Source organism: Pseudomonas aylmerensis (genome assembly GCF_001702265.1).
Lineage (GTDB): Bacteria > Pseudomonadota > Gammaproteobacteria > Pseudomonadales > Pseudomonadaceae > Aquipseudomonas > Aquipseudomonas aylmerensis.
In genome coordinates, this window is sequence record NZ_MAUE01000008.1 from 105,810 (window position 1) to 122,105 (window position 16,296).

Annotated in this window: 13 protein-coding genes; 8 read left to right on the forward strand and 5 right to left on the reverse strand. The window is 63.6% G+C overall.

Annotated features, from left to right (window positions below; all coding sequences use genetic code 11):
• Window positions 1–54: 54 nt before the first annotated feature.
• Complete coding sequence (locus tag BBG20_RS05795; RefSeq protein ID WP_065901131.1) at window positions 55–1,380, reverse strand: MFS transporter; 1,326 nt, start codon at window positions 1,378–1,380, stop codon at window positions 55–57.
• Between the two features lie 257 nt (window positions 1,381–1,637).
• Between BBG20_RS05795 and BBG20_RS05800 the strand changes: the two genes are divergently transcribed.
• The gene (locus tag BBG20_RS05800) at window positions 1,638–2,534 is read left to right on the forward strand and encodes a LysR substrate-binding domain-containing protein (protein WP_065901132.1); all 897 of its coding nucleotides are present in this window, start codon (window positions 1,638–1,640) and stop codon (window positions 2,532–2,534) included.
• Here the strand turns inward: BBG20_RS05800 and BBG20_RS05805 are convergent.
• Window positions 2,504–3,364: a LysR substrate-binding domain-containing protein gene (locus BBG20_RS05805; protein WP_065901135.1), complete on the reverse strand. Its 861-nt coding sequence runs from the start codon at window positions 3,362–3,364 to the stop codon at window positions 2,504–2,506. The two genes, BBG20_RS05800 and BBG20_RS05805, sit on opposite strands and share 31 nt — an antisense overlap.
• A gap of 112 nt (window positions 3,365–3,476) precedes the next feature.
• Here BBG20_RS05805 and BBG20_RS05810 point away from each other — a divergent pair, with 112 nt between their 5' ends.
• The 3 genes from BBG20_RS05810 to BBG20_RS05820 all read left to right on the forward strand — a co-directional run bounded on the left by BBG20_RS05810 (window position 3,477) and on the right by BBG20_RS05820 (window position 6,240).
• Window positions 3,477–4,631 (forward strand): 2-aminoethylphosphonate--pyruvate transaminase, encoded by a 1,155-nt coding sequence (locus BBG20_RS05810; RefSeq protein WP_065901137.1) that lies wholly within the window; start codon window positions 3,477–3,479, stop codon window positions 4,629–4,631.
• Window positions 4,632–4,681: 50 nt separating this feature from the next.
• On the forward strand, window positions 4,682–5,509 hold the full coding sequence (gene phnX, locus BBG20_RS05815; protein WP_065901139.1) for a phosphonoacetaldehyde hydrolase: 828 nt from the start codon (window positions 4,682–4,684) through the stop codon (window positions 5,507–5,509).
• Window positions 5,510–5,679: 170 nt separating this feature from the next.
• On the forward strand, window positions 5,680–6,240 hold the full coding sequence (locus tag BBG20_RS05820) for a cytochrome b (protein ID WP_065901140.1): 561 nt from the start codon (window positions 5,680–5,682) through the stop codon (window positions 6,238–6,240).
• Window positions 6,241–6,257: 17 nt separating this feature from the next.
• Here BBG20_RS05820 and BBG20_RS05825 read toward each other — a convergent pair whose 3' ends face one another.
• Both BBG20_RS05825 and BBG20_RS05830 read right to left on the reverse strand, forming a co-directional pair.
• Window positions 6,258–7,172: a 1-aminocyclopropane-1-carboxylate deaminase/D-cysteine desulfhydrase gene (locus BBG20_RS05825; protein ID WP_065901141.1), complete on the reverse strand. Its 915-nt coding sequence runs from the start codon at window positions 7,170–7,172 to the stop codon at window positions 6,258–6,260.
• Window positions 7,173–7,229: 57 nt separating this feature from the next.
• Window positions 7,230–9,269, reverse strand: coding sequence for an NADPH-dependent 2,4-dienoyl-CoA reductase (locus BBG20_RS05830; RefSeq protein ID WP_065901142.1), 2,040 nt, complete (start codon window positions 9,267–9,269; stop codon window positions 7,230–7,232).
• 212 nt (window positions 9,270–9,481) lie between these two features.
• Between BBG20_RS05830 and BBG20_RS05835 the strand changes: the two genes are divergently transcribed.
• The 3 genes from BBG20_RS05835 (at window position 9,482) to BBG20_RS05845 (ending at window position 12,980) form a co-directional block, all read left to right on the forward strand.
• Window positions 9,482–10,612, forward strand: coding sequence for a carbon-nitrogen hydrolase family protein (locus BBG20_RS05835; RefSeq protein WP_065901143.1), 1,131 nt, complete (start codon window positions 9,482–9,484; stop codon window positions 10,610–10,612).
• Window positions 10,609–11,643 carry an AraC family transcriptional regulator gene (locus BBG20_RS05840; RefSeq protein ID WP_065901145.1) on the forward strand — a complete coding sequence of 345 codons (1,035 nt, stop codon included), beginning with the start codon at window positions 10,609–10,611 and terminating at the stop codon, window positions 11,641–11,643. The genes BBG20_RS05835 and BBG20_RS05840 overlap by 4 nt, the downstream gene beginning before the upstream one ends.
• Window positions 11,644–11,972: 329 nt before the next feature.
• A complete protein-coding gene (locus BBG20_RS05845; protein ID WP_065901147.1) occupies window positions 11,973–12,980 on the forward strand; it encodes a transketolase-like TK C-terminal-containing protein in 1,008 nt (335 codons plus the stop codon).
• A gap of 37 nt (window positions 12,981–13,017) precedes the next feature.
• Here BBG20_RS05845 and BBG20_RS05850 read toward each other — a convergent pair whose 3' ends face one another.
• Complete coding sequence (locus tag BBG20_RS05850; protein ID WP_065901148.1) at window positions 13,018–13,488, reverse strand: MarR family winged helix-turn-helix transcriptional regulator; 471 nt, start codon at window positions 13,486–13,488, stop codon at window positions 13,018–13,020.
• Window positions 13,489–13,634: 146 nt separating this feature from the next.
• Between BBG20_RS05850 and aceE the strand changes: the two genes are divergently transcribed.
• Complete coding sequence (aceE, locus tag BBG20_RS05855; protein ID WP_065901150.1) at window positions 13,635–16,295, forward strand: pyruvate dehydrogenase (acetyl-transferring), homodimeric type; 2,661 nt, start codon at window positions 13,635–13,637, stop codon at window positions 16,293–16,295.
• Window position 16,296 lies beyond the last annotated feature (1 nt).

The window sequence follows — 16,296 nt, forward strand, 5'->3', positions numbered from 1 at the left end:
GGCAGAGTTTATAGGGCAAAAACACTCTAATCCACCAAAAAACCGGCCAGCCTGTCAGGTGCGCAAGGGTTTGATCGCGACGTTGCGGTCCGGCACAAAATCGCCGACCTCGGCCAGCACCGCCGGCCTGGCGTTCCAATAGGGCATCAACACCAGCGAAGAAAACAGCGCCGCGCCGGCAAACACGATGAACACCGTGACCGTGTCGAAGTAACCCGGCAGCAAGCCGCCGAGCACCGCGCCCACCGAGCCGCAACCGTTGACAAAGCCTGCCGCCGTGGCGCCGGCCTTGGCGGTGCCGAAGTCGATGGCGGCAGTGCTGCTGATCATCGAGTCTGGCCCGTACAGGGTCAGGCCCATGACAAACAGCAAGGCCATCACCAGCATCACACTGCCGGTGTGCAGCGCGCCCATGAACAACGCGAGGGCCACGGTCAGCGCCAGCAGGCTGAGCACACAGGCGGGCATGCGCCGCGCGCCGAAGAGCTTGTCGGACGCCAGCCCGATCAGAATCGGTCCAAGCAACCCGGCCAGTTCAAACGCGGTCGGCACAATCGCCGCACCGACCTTGCCCACCGAGGGCATCTGTTCGTAGACGATCACCGGGCCCCACAACAGGATCGCGTAACGCGCCGGTTTCAGCAGAAAATACGCCAGGCCCAAGGTCAGCACCGTGCGGTTGCGCAGAATCGCGCGCAGTGGCTCCAACACGCTGATGCGTTTTGCGGCCGCCCTTTCCTCGGCGGTCATCACCGGCTCGGGTTCGACTGCCGGCAAGCCGACATCCTCGGGCGTGTTGCGCTGGAAGATGAAGAACAACAGCGCCACCACCCCCACCACCGCCGCACTCGAGATAAACGCCGCGTGCCACGTGCCGATCAACGTGTAGGCCCACCACCCGGCAAAGGGCGAGGCCACCAGGCCGCCGAACGCGTAGCACGAACTCCACAGCCCGAGCACCCGCCCACGCTGCTGCGCCGGGAAGAAACTGCCAAGGTTCTTGCACAGCCCCGACCAGCCGGTGGACTGCGCCAGCCCCTGGACCAGCATGCAGGTGACAAAGATCGGCAAGGTCGCAAAGGTGCCCATCACCAGCGCGGCGGCAGCGGAAATCAGCAAGCCGCCGAGCACTACCACCCGCGGTCCGAAGCGGTCGGCCAACATGCCCCAGGTGAACTGCCCGACCGCATAGGCCGCCAGGTAAATGCCATCCAGGTTGGCCATCATCATTTTATCGAGGGGGAAACTCGGGTCATCGACGATCCCCAGCTTGGCCACGGAAAACGCTTTGCGAGTGAAATAGAACGCCGCGTACGCCAGCCAGGTGATGGCGAAAATCTGCACGCGCCAACGCTTGATGCTACCCATTGGGATATTCATGGTGGTTCTGACCTCAGGTGAGTGTGCCGGCAGAATCGAGAAGCAAATGCCTGTTCTTTTTATGGTTGAGCACTGCAATGCCGGGCCGTGGACACGGCGGCATTGGTCAGATGAGGCCTGTGTCCCAGGTCCCATGGCCGCCGTGGTTGTAGGACTCAACCTACGGCGGTTGAGGCGTATCAAAGCAATGGCTGACTAATAGGTAAAATCGATTTATCGTATTTCAAATATAAGCCCAGCTTGTAAGAGGATCGGCGATGTCGGTGTCCCACGCCCAGCTCAAGGCCTTCCATGCGGTGGCCGTACACGGCAGTTTCACCCAGGCCGCCGAACGCCTGTTTCTGACCCAGCCGGCGATTTCCGACCAGGTGCGCAAACTCGAAGAACGCTTCGGCGTGCTGTTGTTTCACCGCAACAAGCGCTCGGTGCGCCTGACCGATCTGGGCGAGCGCCTGCTGGCCATCACCCAGCGCCTGTTTGTGATCGAGGCCGAAGCCGAGGAGTTGCTGCAGGACTCACGCGCGCTGCTCACCGGCACTCTCACCCTCGCCGTGGATGCCCCGGTGCACGTGCTGCCGCAGATCGCACGGTTTTGCCAGCTGTACCCGGGCATCAGCGTCAAGATCGAAACCGGCAACACCGACGAATCGCTGTTTCGCCTGTACAACTACCAGGCCGACCTGGCCTTGCTTGGCCGCGATGTCGACGATGAGCGCCTGCTGTCACTGCCGTTGCCCGACGACCAGCTGCTCGCCTTCGTCGCGCGCAATCATCCCTGGGCCGGGCGTGAGTCGATCTGCCTGGCCGACCTGGATGAAACGCCGCTGGTGCTGCGCGAAATCGGTTCGGTCACCCGGCAGACGCTGGAGCAGGAAATGAGCCAGGCCGGCCTGCGCATTCGTCCGGCGATCCAGGTCGAAGGCCGTGAGGCTGCGCGTGAGGCGGTGGTGGTGGGGATTGGCGTGGGGGTGGTCTCGGCGGCGGAGTTCGGCGCCGACTCGCGGGTGTACGCCATGCCTATCCGCGACTGCAGCCAGCGCATGAAGGAAACCCTGGTGTGCCTCAAGGAGCAAAGTTCGCGGCGGGTGGTAGCGACGTTCCTGCAGATCGTGCGCGACAGCCTTCAGCCGGGTGCCAACTCGAAAAACGCCTGAATCAAGCGCAATGCGCGGCGCCGCTCCATGCAGCCGAGCATGTGCCGGTTGCGCAGCCCCTCGCCCTGGATTGCCACGGCCTGCACCCGCGGGTCCGGGCTGACTTCCATCGATGAGACCACGCCGACGCCCAGCTCGGCAGCGACGGCTTCGGTCACCGCCTCACGGCTGTCGAGTTCCAGCAGCACCTTGGGCTGCACCCCCGACGCCGCGCACGCCGCGTCGAAGGTGCGGCGGGTGATGGAACTGGGCTCGCGCAACACCATGATCACCTCGTCGAGTTGCTCCAGGCGAATCCCCCTGGACTGCTGCGCCCACGGGTGGCTGGCCGGCACCAGGGCGCAGATCCGCGACTCGCTCAAGGGTTGCAGGTGCAGGCCGCTGCGCGGCTCGACCTCGGTGAGTACCGCCACATCCGCATGCTCGGACAACAGTGCCGCCAGGGTTTCCTGGGCGTTGCCCAGGCGCAGGTTGACGGTTATCCCGGGGTAGCGCGCACGCAGGCTGGCGATCATCGGCATGACCAGGTGCGGGCCGTCCGCTGCCACCTCCAGGCGCCCGGTGAGCAACTGCCGGTTGGCCTCCAGCATCGTCTGCGCTTCGTCGACCAGGCCGAAGATCGCACGGGTGATCGCGGCCAGGCGCGCGCCCTCCTCGGTCAGCTCCACGCGGCGTGCGGTGCGGCGCAGCAGCGGGATCTGGTAATGCTCTTCCAGGGCCTTGATATGCCCGGTCACCGCCGGTTGGCTGATGAACAGCCGCGCCGCCGCACGGGTAAAACTGCCCTCGCGGGCCACGGCATCGAATGCGCGCAGTTGGAACAGGTTCATAGCTATCGGCCTCACTGATAGCTCGCATAACAACAAACAATTTGATTGATGACAAGCCAAACTGCAATTTAGGCCCCGTAGATTCAACCCCGATGCCTTGCGAGGACTTGAGATGACCACTGCCGAGCCGATCCTGCTGACCCCTGGCCCCTTGACCACATCGAACCGCACGCGTCAGGCGATGATGGTGGATTGGGGGTCCTGGGATGACCGTTTCAATGCCCTCACTGCCAGCGTCTGCTCGCAACTGCTGGCGATCCTTCACGGCACCGACAGCCACCATTGCGTGCCCCTGCAAGGCAGCGGCACCTTCGCCGTCGAAGCCGCCATCGGCACCCTGGTGCCGCGTAACGGCAAGGTCCTGGTGCTGATCAACGGCGCCTACGGCAAGCGCCTGGCAAAAATCTGCGAAGTACTCGGCCGCGACTTCAGCACCTTTGAAACCGCCGAAGACCAGCCCACCACCGCCGCCGACGTCGACCGCCTGCTGCGCGCCGACACGGCCATCACCCATGTAGCGTTGATCCACTGCGAAACCAGCACCGGCATTCTCAACCCGTTGCCGGAGATCGCCCAAGTGGTCAAGGACCACGGCAAGCGCCTGATCATCGACGCCATGAGTTCCTTCGGCGCGCTGCCGATCGATGCCCGTGAAGTGCCGTTCGATGCGCTGATCGCCGCCTCGGGCAAATGCCTGGAAGGCGTGCCGGGCATGGGGTTCGTCTTCGCCGAAAAACAGGCCCTCGCCGCCGCCCAGGGCAACTGCCACTCCCTGGCGATGGACCTGTTCGACCAGCACAGCTACATGGTCAAGACCGGCCAATGGCGCTTTACCCCGCCGACGCACGTGGTCGCGGCGCTGCATGAAGCGCTGCTGCAATACGCCGAAGAAGGCGGCCTGCCCGCGCGCCATCAACGCTACGCCGACAACTGCCAGGCGCTGCTCGACGGCATGGCCGCACTCGGCCTGCGCAGCTTCCTGCCGGCCGAGATCCAGGCGCCGATCATCGTCACCTTCCACGCCCCGCAAGATGCGCGCTACCAGTTCAAGGACTTCTACGAGCGGGTCAAGGCCAAGGGTTTCATTCTGTACCCGGGCAAATTGACCCAGGTCGAAACCTTCCGCGTGGGCTGCATCGGCCACGTCGATGCGACAGGCATGCAGGCAGCGGTCACGGCGATCGCGCAAACACTGCAAGACATGCATGTGCTCGAACCTGCAGGAGCCGGCTTGTCGGCGATCACCGGCGACGCAGTTCTTCTGTAACCCCTCATTTTCGTTCATCGCTGGCAAGCCAGCTTCTACAGGATTTGTGTATGAACTATCAGAACCCCAACACCCTGCAGGCCGTGATCCTCGATTGGGCCGGCACCGTGGTCGATTTCGGCTCCTTCGCGCCCACGCAGATTTTCGTCGAGGCCTTTGCCGAGTTCGATGTGCAAGTCTCCATCGAAGAAGCCCGTGGCCCGATGGGCATGGGCAAGTGGGACCACATCCGCACCCTCTGCGACCAGCCGCAAGTTGCCGAACGCTACCGCAAGGCCTTCGGCCGCACGCCCACCGATGACGACGTGACCGCCATCTACCAGCGCTTCATGCCGCTGCAGATCGAGAAGATCGCCGAACACTCGGCGCTGATCCCCGGTGCCCTCGACACGATCGCACGGCTGCGTGTGCAAGGTATCAAGATCGGTTCCTGCTCCGGTTACCCCAAGCAAGTGATGGACAAGGTCGTCGCCCTCGCCGCCACCAACGGCTACATCGCCGACCACGTGGTGGCCACCGACGAAGTGCCCAACGGCCGCCCATGGCCGGCCCAGGCCCTGGCCAACGTGATCGCCCTGGGCATTGATGATGTCGCCGCCTGCGTGAAGGTCGACGACACCGTGCCCGGCATCCTCGAAGGCCGTCGCGCCGGCATGTGGACGGTGGCCCTGACCTGCTCCGGCAACGCGCTGGGCCTGACCTACGAGCAGTTCCGCGCACTCGACGCCGCCACGCTGGCCAGCGAACGCAAGCGCATCGAGGCAATGTTCAAAGGCTCGCGCCCGCACTACCTGATCGACACGATCAACGAGCTGCCGGCAGTGATCACCGACATCAACCAGCGCCTGGCCCGCGGTGAAATGCCGCAAAGCCACTGATCGAGGTCAAGACAACGGCAATCGCGCCAGGCAAAGCGCTCAAAACCGGCATACAGTTAAGTCACTGCGTCACCCAAGAACGCAATGTTGTCCAGTGATGAAACTGTACCGGTGGCGAGGGAGTTTGCTCCCTCGCCACCGGTTTGCCCTGATGAGTGAGGAACACAGCGATGCCGTGGAAAAATTCCGATACGCGTTACAGCACCATGTCGATCGCGTTGCACTGGTTGATGGTGGTGCTGCTGGCGGTGGTCTACGCCTGCATTGAGCTGCGCGGCCAGTTTCCCAAAGGCAGCGGCGCGCGGACGCTGATCGTCGAGATGCACTTCATGTTCGGCCTCACCGTGTTTGTGCTGGTGTGGCTACGCCTGTTTGCGCGCAGCCTGGGGGTGGCGCCGAAAATCGTGCCGGCGCCGCCGCAATGGCAAACCCTGCTTGCCACCCTGATGCATATGGCGCTGTATGCCTTGATGATCGGTATGCCGATTGCCGGTTGGTTGATCGTCAGTGCCGAAGGCCATTCGGTGATGTTCTACGGCATCGAGTTGCCGCCGCTGATTGCCGAAAACAAAGGGTTGGCCAAGGAGATTGAAAGCTGGCACGTGCTGTTCGGCAAGATCGGCTACTGGCTGATCGGGCTGCATGCGCTGGCGGGGATCGCTCATCATTACATCCTGCGTGACAACACGGCGTTGCGCATGATGCCCGGCAAGCGAGGGAGCATTCAGTAACGCCATCGACTGCTGGATCACACTCGCGGATGCCCTGAGCTCAACGATGGGAAACCCCGGCGGCCTTGCAAGCCGCCGGTGTGGACAAAGATCAGGCGCGTACCGCAGACGAAGCGGCGGGCTTCAATCTGCTGCTTCAGCGCCAGCAACGCCTTGCCGGTGTAGAGCGGCTCCAGCGGCAGGCCACAGGCGTGCTCGGTGGCGTCGATAAAGGCCAGCAACTCCGGATCAACCTTGGCAAAGCCGCCCCGGCTGGCCTGCAGCAATTGATAACCGTGCTGCACCAGCGCCTGTACCTGCTGCGCCACCCCGTGGTCATCGGGCACCGCCAGCGCGCCATACACCGGATGCGCGCCCGCCTCCGCCAGCACCAGTCCCGCCAGCGTGGTACCAGTGCCCGCTGCCAGCCACCAGCCGTCATAATCCGCCCAGCCGATGTCGCTCAATTGCGCGCGCACCTGCTCCACCAGTACCGCACAGCCCAACGCCCCCGCCAAGCCACCGCCACCTTCGGGCACCGGGTGCAGGTGTGGATACTGCTCGCGCCACGGCCCCCAGAAATCCGGCGCATGCCGCGCGCGATAGCCGCCATAGCCCAGCCAGTGCAACTGCATGCCGAAGGCGTTGAGGTCGAGGACGGAGGGGGTGTCTTGCGCATGGCCACGCAGCAGGCCGACGGTGGCAAAGCCAAAGCGCTTGCCCGCCGCCGCCAGCGCATGCAGATGGTTGGAATGCGCGCCACCCAGGCTGATGATCCCACTGGCGCCAGCAGCCCGACCTTGCGCGAGGTGCTCGGTGAGCTTGAACCACTTGTTGCCGCTGATCAGCGGGTCGATGCGGTCCAGGCGCAGCACGGCCAGCTCGACGCCGTCCAGCCAATCGAGCTGCACAGGTTCAAGCGGAGCGTAGGGAAGCCAATCGAAGGGGCCCATCGTGGAGGGTCTGCATGCAAAAAGGGGCGGTAGTCTACCACCGCCCCTTTCGTCGTCTTACAGCTCGGCGGCGAGGCGCGAGCCCTGGTTGATGGCGCGCTTGGCATCCAGCTCGGCCGCCACGTCGGCGCCACCGATCAGGTGCACGTTCTGGCCGGCCGCAACCAGGCCGTCCTGCAGTTCACGCAGCGGGTCTTGCCCGGCGCAGATGACGATATTGTCCACCGCCAGCACCTGCGGCTCGCCCTCGGCACCGATGCGGATATGCAGGCCCTGGTCATCGATCTTCAGGTACTCGACGCTGTTGAGCATCTGCACCTGCTTGTTCTTCAGGCCAGTACGGTGGATCCAGCCGGTGGTCTTGCCGAGGCCATCGCCGACTTTGGAGGTCTTGCGCTGCAGCAGGAACACTTCACGTGCCGGGGCATGCGGTTGCGGCTTGATACCGGCCACACCGCCACGCGCCTGCAACTGGGTGTCGATGCCCCACTCCTTCCAGAATGCTTCGCGGTCCAGGCTGGTGGACACGCCCTGGTGCACGAGGAATTCCGACACATCGAAACCGATACCGCCGGCGCCGATCACCGCCACGCGCTTGCCGACCGGCTTGCGCTCGAGGATCACGTCCAGGTAGCTCAACACCTTGGCATTGTCGATGCCGGGGATCGCCGGCGTGCGCGGCGCGATGCCAGTAGCGAGGATGATCTCGTCATAACCGCCCGCCGCCAGTTGCGCGACATCCACGCGGGTGTTGAGGCACAGCTCGACGTGGGTGGTCTGCAATTTGCGCTTGAAGTAGCGCAGGGTTTCGAAGAACTCTTCCTTGCCGGGCACGCGCTTGGCGATATTGAACTGGCCGCCGATCTCGCTGGCCGAGTCGAACAATGTCACCTGATGGCCGCGCTCGGCCGCCACGGTGGCTGCCGCCAGGCCTGCAGGACCGGCGCCGACCACGGCGATCTTCTTGATCTGCTTGACCGGCAGGTAGTTCAGCTCGGTTTCGTAGCAGGCGCGCGGGTTGACCAGGCAGGTGGTCAGCTTGCCGCCAAAGGTGTGGTCCAGGCAGGCCTGGTTGCAGCCGATGCAGGTGTTGATTTCGTCCGCGCGCCCGGCGGCGGCCTTGTTGACGAACTCCGGATCGGCCAGGAACGGCCGCGCCATCGAGACCATGTCGGCATCGCCCTCAGCAAGGATCTGCTCGGCAATCTCCGGCGTGTTGATACGGTTGGTGGTGATCAGCGGAATCTGCACCACGCCACGCAGCTTGGCGGTGACTTTGCTGAACGCGCCACGCGGCACCTTGGTGGCGATAGTCGGGATACGCGCTTCGTGCCAGCCGATACCGGTGTTGATAATGCTCGCACCGGCCTGTTCGATGGCCTTGGCCAACTGCACGATTTCTTCCCAGGTGCTGCCGCCTTCAACCAGGTCGAGCATCGACAGGCGGAAGATAATAATGAAGTTCGGGCCGACGGCTTCCCGCACGCGGCGCACAATCTCCACCGCCAGGCGCATGCGGTTTTCGTAGCTGCCGCCCCAACGGTCGGTACGCTGGTTGGTGTGCGCGGCGAGGAACTGGTTGATGAAGTAGCCTTCGGACCCCATGATTTCCACGCCGTCGTACTCGGCAACCTGGGCCAGCAGCGAGCAGGTGACAAAATCCTGGATCTGCTTCTCGATGCCCTCCTCGTCCAGCTCCTTGGGCTTGAACGGGTTGATCGGCGCCTGGATCGCGCTCGGCGCCACCTGCTTGGGACTGTAGGCATAACGGCCGGCGTGGAGGATCTGCATGCAGATCTTGCCACCCGCCTCGTGCACGGCCTTCGTCACGATCTTGTGCTTCTGCGCCTCTTCGTCGGTGGTCAGCTTGGCCGCGCCGGCATACACCCCACCTTCATCGTTCGGGCCAATGCCGCCGGTGACCATCAGGCCCACGCCTCCACGCGCACGCTCGGCAAAATAAGCGGCCATGCGTTCGAAGCCGCCGGGCTTTTCTTCCAGGCCGGTGTGCATCGACCCCATCAGGGTGCGGTTGCGCAAGGTGGTAAAACCCAGGTCCAACGGGGCCAGCAGGTGCGGGTAGGCAGCAGCGGTCATGGTACAGCTCCACAACGGATCATCACGGGACGTGGCGCACTCGAACGGTGTGCCATCGGTTTATGTCCCACAGACTAAGAGCCCGCCCGCCGGTGCTCAATGACTGAAACTGACAAGTTATTGATCCAAATGCACAGTGCCCCTTGGCAAGCGGGTGCATGGGCCCTACCCTAGTCGGCGAACCCCGCACTCGGTCTGTTGTCTGTTGCCCCATGCGTAAACTTCTAGCTTTTACCGTCACCATGGCCCTGGTTGCCGCCATCGCCGCGTATCTGGTCTGGACCCAGGAGCGCCCCGTGGCGCATTACCTATCGGACCTGCGCATCACGCTCGCCGTCAATGAAGGCCTGCCTGCCGACCGCGGCAACTTGCTGGGCATCCAGCCTGAGCTGTTTCCCGCCGACTACCAGAGCCTGGAACGCCTGCACCTGAAGCTCGCGGCCTACCTGCAAAAAGCCCGTGACCAGGGGCTGATCAACGACAAGACCATTGTGGTGCTGCCGGAACACATCGGCACGTGGCTGATGCTCACCGGCGAAAAGAACGAGGTGTACCAGGCCCTGCACGTGAAGGATGCGATGAACTGGCTGTCCGTCAGCAACCCCGTGCTGTTCCTGCGCGCCTGGATCAGCGCCACCGGCGACAGCCGCACCGACGACGCCTACCTGCGCATGAAGGCCAAGGGCATGGCACGCGACTATCAGTTGCTGTTCGGCGGCCTGGCCAAGGAATTTGGCGTGACCCTGGTGGCCGGCTCCATCACCCTGCCCAACCCCAGTGTCAGCCAGGGACAACTGCAAATCGGCTCGGGGGCGCTCTATAACGCCAGCGTGGTCTTCAATGCTGACGGCTTGCCGCTTGGCGATCCGCAGCGCCAGCTCTACCCGATCTACGATGAACGCGGTTTTATCCAACCGGGTGACGAAAACGTCGTCAGCGTGGTCGACACCCCGGCCGGCCGCCTCGGGGTGCTGGTCGGCAGTGACAGCTGGTACCCGGACAACTACCGCAAGCTCAACGAGCAAGGCGCGCAACTGATCGCGGTGCCCGCCTTTGTGCTCGGCCGCGATACCTGGGATCGCCCATGGCGCGGCTTCAAAAGCGTGTCGACGCCGACCGAAATCAGCCTCAAGCCCGAAGAGCTCAGCGAAGGTGAGGCGTGGCGTCGCCTCACGCTGATCAGCCAGTCGCCCGTCAGCCACGCCACGGCCGGCATGAGCGTATTCCTGCGCGGGCAGTTCTGGGACCTGGGCACCGCCGGCCACAGCTTTCTCAGCAACAACGGGCAGATCAACGCCGACGGCGAGGCCCGTGGCGCACGCCTGTTGAATATCTGGCTGTGAAACCGGTCCGGCTGGGGGATCTGTCGGTGGGCTTCGTGCACACCCTGGCAGACGCCATCCACAGTCACGGCCTCGACCCCCAGCCGCTGCTGCTGCAATACGGCCTGGACCCGGCGCGTCTCGCCGAGGCCGGCGCACGCTTGTCGATTCCACGCTACATGCGCCTGGGCCACGCGGCCATCCAGCTCACCGGCGACCCCGCCCTGGGCCTGCGCATGGGCCAGCTCAGCCGCCTGAGCCAGGCCGGGCTGGCCGGAGTCACCGCCGCCCAGGCGCCCAACGTGCGCGAGGCCGCCCGCACGCTGACACGCTTCGAGGCGTTGTACGGCTCCAACTATCGCGGGCAATCGAGCTTTCACGAAGACGCCGAGGGCGCCTGGCTGCGCTTCTATTCCATCAGCCCGTACAACGCCTATAACCGCTTTGTGGTGGACTCGATCATCGCCGGCTGGCTGCACCAATTGTCGGGCCTGGCCCAGCAACCGGTGCAGGCGCAAAAGGTCGAGATCGAATTCGAAGCGCCCGACTACAGCGAGCAATACAGCATGCTGGGCGACAGTCCGATCCAGTTTGGGGCCGAGGTCAATCAACTGCGCTTGAGCCAACCGACCCTGGCGCTGCGCAATCCACAGCACTGCCCGAGTACCTGGCAACTGTTGCTGCAATTGTGTGAACGCGAACTGGAGCAGTTGACCCGCACCCGCAGCCTGCGCGAGCGCATTACCCGTTTGCTCGGGCCGATGCTCAATGGCGGCCGGGAACCCGACCTGGAAGAAGTGGCGGCACGCTTGAAGCTGCCAACCTGGACGCTGCGCCGCAAACTGGCCGAAGAAGGCACTCAGTTTCGCGCGATTCTCAACGATACCCGTCGCGATTTGGCCATGACCTACATTCGCGATACGGAACTGGCATTCGGCGAAATCGCCTACTTGCTCGGCTTTGCCTCGGCCCAGGCGTTTCAACGCGCCTTCAGGCGGTGGAACAACCAGACCCCAGGGGAATTTCGCCGCAGTCAGCGGCATTCCGCCTGAAGTCGGTCTTACAGCTCTGTTGCATCGTCTGCGGGTTCCAGCGGGTCCAACTCAATCGCGTGGTACTCGAGCAGTTCTTCCTGGTAATCGTCCATCGTGGACTCCTTGTTTGATTGAAAAGCGGCTGCAGATAAATGACCTGCACTGCCAGCCTAAAGTGCCGTGATGACGAAAAAAAGTCGATGCGATGACGTTCCTGCACGTGCAGATTAAACGTAGCAGCGTCGGGCTGATTTAGCACCTCGCTGTTGAGGTGCGATTGCAATCATTGCAAATGCAATCATATTTCCAGTAGGGTACGAGCCTCTGTTGCCAGGAGCCTTGCCCCCATGCCCGCCTCTACCGCAAACGCCGCGCAGCTGTGCATCAACGCGCTGACCACGACCGAACATGCGCGCAGCTCACCGCTGTATGCCGTGATGACCATGGCCAACACCCTGGAATTGAGTCGCCAGGCCTGGGTGATCCGTGGCCAGTCGCGCTCCCGACGCGTCAGTAATTGGCCGAGTTGGTTCGCGCGCAACACCGGGGAAAAGCCGCTGTTGTACCTGCACAGCGCCATGTCATCGGCGCAGCTGAGTGCGCTGTCGGACGAGACCGCGCAGCGCGGTATCTTGTGCAACGACATCGAGAACCAGCCCTCGCCCTGGCCCCGGGGCGCGCAACCTTCGCTGCCGTTGTGGCTGGCCACCAACCCGCGCTGCACCCCATATGACCCGGCCTCGGGCGACGAAGCGCGGGCGATTGTGCTGGCGGGTTTGCGCGCGTTGTACGTCGACGGCCAGCCGGGGTTCTATTACCTGGCCCTGCACGACCATGAAAGCGCGGTGCCGATGGCGGAGCAGGCGCGTGAGGATGCGCTCAAGGGCATGTACCCGATCCGGCGTGAAGGCGCGGATGTGCGTCTGCTCGGTGCGGGCCATGCATTGGAAGCGGTGGTGCAGGCGGCGCGCCTGCTGGAGCAGGACTGGAACATCAGCGCACAGCTCTGGAGTTGCCCCAGCTACACACGCCTGGCCCGCGAGGCAGCGGCCGCTGAACGCTGGAATCGTCTGCATCCGGGCGCGCCCAAACGCAGCTGTCACTTGCGTGACTGCCTGGCGGGAAGTCGCGCGCCGGTGGTTGCCGTCACCGGCTATCCGCAAGCGATTGTCGATCAGTTAAGGGCGCATGTGGATGCACGCTTCGTGGCGTTGGGCGCGGGGTCGGTGCAGGCGGAGGCGCCGAGTCAGTATTGGATCGTGGTATCGGCGCTCAGGGCGTTGGCGGATGAAGGGCGGATCGACGCGCTGCACGTACAGGCCGCGATGAATCGCTATGCATTGAAATGCGCTTGACGGCAGGCCGGCACCTACACGGTTTCTTCGTGGGGCGTCAGGTTTTGCGGCGACTGCGGGTCTGGACGCCCGCGTCCATCGCCAGCCCGGCAGTGCGTTCCAGTGCGTCGGCGAAGGCCTGGCGCTGTTCCGGCTCGATCTGCGACAGGAATAACTCGTCCACCGTGCTTTCGTAGATCGTCCACATTTTTTTGCGCAGCACCCGGCCGGCGTCGGTGATCGAGGCAAACGCCGCGCGGCCATCACCGTCGGAGCGCGAACGCAGCACCAGGCCGTCCTTTTCCAGGCGGTCCACCAGGCGAGTGAGGTTGTAGCGCTCGATGGCCAGCACGTCGGCCAATTCGTGCATGCGGCGGGTACCGTCGGGGCCGCTTTCCAGGCCCCACAGCGCGTCGTACCAGGCATAGGGCGGCAAGTCGGCCGCGGCCAGGCGGCGCTCGATTTCACGGATGACCGTCCTGTGGGCCCTGACAAAACGGAACCAGACATCAGGCTCTTTCGACGACATGCAACACCATCCGAGGAATTTCAAGAAGGTTGCAATAGTAGCTCATCCCGCGCTAGATTCGGTCATGTAGTTGCAATTGCAATTACTTTTGACGGCACTCCCACAAGGAGACCGACACTTGAAATCCGCCTACCCTGGAGCCTCCCATGACCCCGAACAACGCAGTCCGCCGCGATGACGATCCACAGGAAACCCGCGAGTGGCTGGAGTCCATCGAATCGGTGCTGTCCACCGAAGGCCGCCCGCGCGCCCACTACCTGATCGATCAATTGCTGGATTTCGACGTGGCGCGGCATGGCGACTTCTACGGGCGCGTCACCACGCCCTACGTCAACACCATCCCGGTGGACCGCCAGTTGCCCTACCCCGGCAACCTCGCCATTGAGCGACGCACCAACGCGTTTATCCGCTGGAACGCTATGGCCATGGTGTTGCGTGCAGGCAAACACTCAGGTGTGGGTGGGCATATAGCAACCTATGCGTCAGCCGCCGTGCTGTACGACGTAGGCTTTGACCACTTCTTCCGTGGCCGTACCGACACCTTCGACGGCGACCTCGTGTATATCCAGGGCCATTCCTCACCGGGCATCTACGGGCGCGCTTACCTCGAAGGCCGTATCAGCGAAGCCCAGCTGGACAATTTCCGCCGCGAGGCCGGTGGCGACGGTATTTCGTCCTACCCTCACCCGCGGCTGATGCCGGACTTCTGGCAATTCCCCACCGTGTCCATGGGCCTTGGGCCGATCACTTCGGCCTACCAGGCGCGCTTCATGCGCTACCTGGAACTGCGCGGCCTCAAGCAGCACCAGGGCCGCAAGGTGTGGGCATTCCTCGGTGATGGCGAAATGGACCAACCGGAATCCCTGGCCGCCATCTCCCTGGCCGGTCGCGAGAAACTCGACAACCTGATCTTCGTGGTCAATTGCAACCTGCAGCGCCTCGACGGCCCCGTGCGTGGCAATGCCAAGGTGATCCAGGAGTTCGAAAGCCTGTACCGCGCCGCCGGCTGGAACGTGATCAAGGTGATCTGGGGCGGCGGCTGGGACGCGCTGCTGGAAAAAGACCAGAGCGGCCTGCTGCGCCAACGCATGATGGAATGCGTGGACGGCGACTATCAGAACTACAAGTCGCAGAACGGTGCCTACGTGCGCGAACACTTCTTCGGCAAATACCCGGAGTTGCTCGCACTGGTTGCGGATATGTCCGACGACGAAATCTGGAAACTCTCACGCGGCGGCCATGACCCGGACAAGGTCTACAACGCTTATGCGGCAGCCGTTCGCCACACGGGACGCCCGACGGTGATCCTGGCGAAAACCGTCAAGGGCTTCGGCATGGGCGAAGCCGGCGAAGGCCAGAACATCAACCACCAGCTGAAAAAAATGGGCGCCGACGCCGTCAAGGCTTTCCGCGACCGTTTCGACCTGGAAGTGGCTGACGATCAACTCGACGCAATCCCCTACCTCAAGCCGGCCGCCGACAGCGAGGAAGCACGCTACTTCGCGGCACGGCGCCAGGCGTTGGGCGGCTACGTGCCAGCGCGGCACGCTGCGGTCCAAGCGTTGCAGATCCCCGAACTGAGCGCCTTCGCCACCCAGCTCAAGGACACCGGTGACCGCGCGATCTCGACCACCATGGCCTTCGTGCGCATCCTCGGCACCCTGCTCAAGGACCCGCACCTGGGCAAGCTGGTCGTGCCCATCGTGCCGGACGAGTCACGCACCTTTGGCATGGAAAGCCTGTTCCGCCAGATCGGCATCCACTCGGCCGTCGGCCAGCTCTACACCCCACAGGACGCCGGGCAACTGAGCTACTACAAGGAGAGCAAGGACGGACAGATCATGCAGGAAGGCCTGAATGAATCCGGCGCCATTTCCTCATGGATCGCGGCGAGTACGTCCTACAGCAACCACGGCCTGATGACCGTGCCGTTCTATATTTTCTATTCGATGTTCGGCTTCCAGCGCGTCGGTGACCTGGCGTGGGCTGCCGGCGATGCACGGGCACGCGGCTTCCTGCTTGGCGCCACGGCCGGGCGCACCACGCTGATGGGTGAAGGCTTGCAGCATGACGATGGCCACAGCCACATCCTGTCCTCGGTGATTCCGTGCTGCGTGTCCTACGACCCGACCTTTGCCTACGAGCTGGCGGTGATTATTCGCGAAGGCATGCGGCGCATGTACGTCGAACAGGAGGACATTTACTACTACATCACCCTGCTCAACGAAAACTACCCGCACCCGGCGATGCCGGACGGAGTGGAAGACGGCATTCTAAAAGGCATGTACCGCCTCAGCGGTGGCCCCAAAGCCCAGGTGCAACTGATGGGCAGTGGTTCGATCCTGCGCGAGGTCATCGCCGCCGCCGCCCTGCTCGCCGAGGATTTCGGCGTGCAGAGCGCGGTGTGGAGCGTGACCAGCCTCACCGAATTGCGCCGTGACGGGCACGCGGTTGAACGCTGGAACCTGCTGCATCCGGACAGTGAGCCGCGCGTGAGTTACGTCGAGCAATGCCTGCAAGCGCACACGGGCCCCGTGGTGGTCGCAACGGACTACATGAAGCTGTTCGCCGATCAGATCCGCCCGTTCGTTCCCGCTCGACGCTTTGTCGCGCTGGGCACCGATGGCTTCGGACAATCGGACACCCGGGAAACGTTGCGCGCATTCTTCGAGGTGGACCGGCACTTCATCGCGCTGGCGGCCCTCAAGGCGCTGGCGGATGACGGCGTGATCGGTCGGGACAAGGTCAGTGAAGCGATCAAACGCTACGGGATCAACGTCGACAAGGTCGATCCCGTAGCTATCTGAG

What these genes read in the sequence shown, in the direction of transcription:
- BBG20_RS05795 (WP_065901131.1), bottom strand. Translation starts at nt 1,380, where the DNA reads ATGAATATCCCAATGGGTAGCATCAAGCGTTGGCGCGTGCAGATTTTC.
- BBG20_RS05800 (WP_065901132.1), top strand. Translation starts at nt 1,638, where the DNA reads ATGTCGGTGTCCCACGCCCAGCTCAAGGCCTTCCATGCGGTGGCCGTA.
- BBG20_RS05805 (WP_065901135.1), bottom strand. Translation starts at nt 3,364, where the DNA reads ATGAACCTGTTCCAACTGCGCGCATTCGATGCCGTGGCCCGCGAGGGC.
- BBG20_RS05810 (WP_065901137.1), top strand. Translation starts at nt 3,477, where the DNA reads ATGACCACTGCCGAGCCGATCCTGCTGACCCCTGGCCCCTTGACCACA.
- phnX (WP_065901139.1), top strand. Translation starts at nt 4,682, where the DNA reads ATGAACTATCAGAACCCCAACACCCTGCAGGCCGTGATCCTCGATTGG.
- BBG20_RS05820 (WP_065901140.1), top strand. Translation starts at nt 5,680, where the DNA reads ATGCCGTGGAAAAATTCCGATACGCGTTACAGCACCATGTCGATCGCG.
- BBG20_RS05825 (WP_065901141.1), bottom strand. Translation starts at nt 7,172, where the DNA reads ATGGGCCCCTTCGATTGGCTTCCCTACGCTCCGCTTGAACCTGTGCAG.
- BBG20_RS05830 (WP_065901142.1), bottom strand. Translation starts at nt 9,269, where the DNA reads ATGACCGCTGCTGCCTACCCGCACCTGCTGGCCCCGTTGGACCTGGGT.
- BBG20_RS05835 (WP_065901143.1), top strand. Translation starts at nt 9,482, where the DNA reads ATGCGTAAACTTCTAGCTTTTACCGTCACCATGGCCCTGGTTGCCGCC.
- BBG20_RS05845 (WP_065901147.1), top strand. Translation starts at nt 11,973, where the DNA reads ATGCCCGCCTCTACCGCAAACGCCGCGCAGCTGTGCATCAACGCGCTG.
- BBG20_RS05850 (WP_065901148.1), bottom strand. Translation starts at nt 13,488, where the DNA reads ATGTCGTCGAAAGAGCCTGATGTCTGGTTCCGTTTTGTCAGGGCCCAC.
- aceE (WP_065901150.1), top strand. Translation starts at nt 13,635, where the DNA reads ATGACCCCGAACAACGCAGTCCGCCGCGATGACGATCCACAGGAAACC.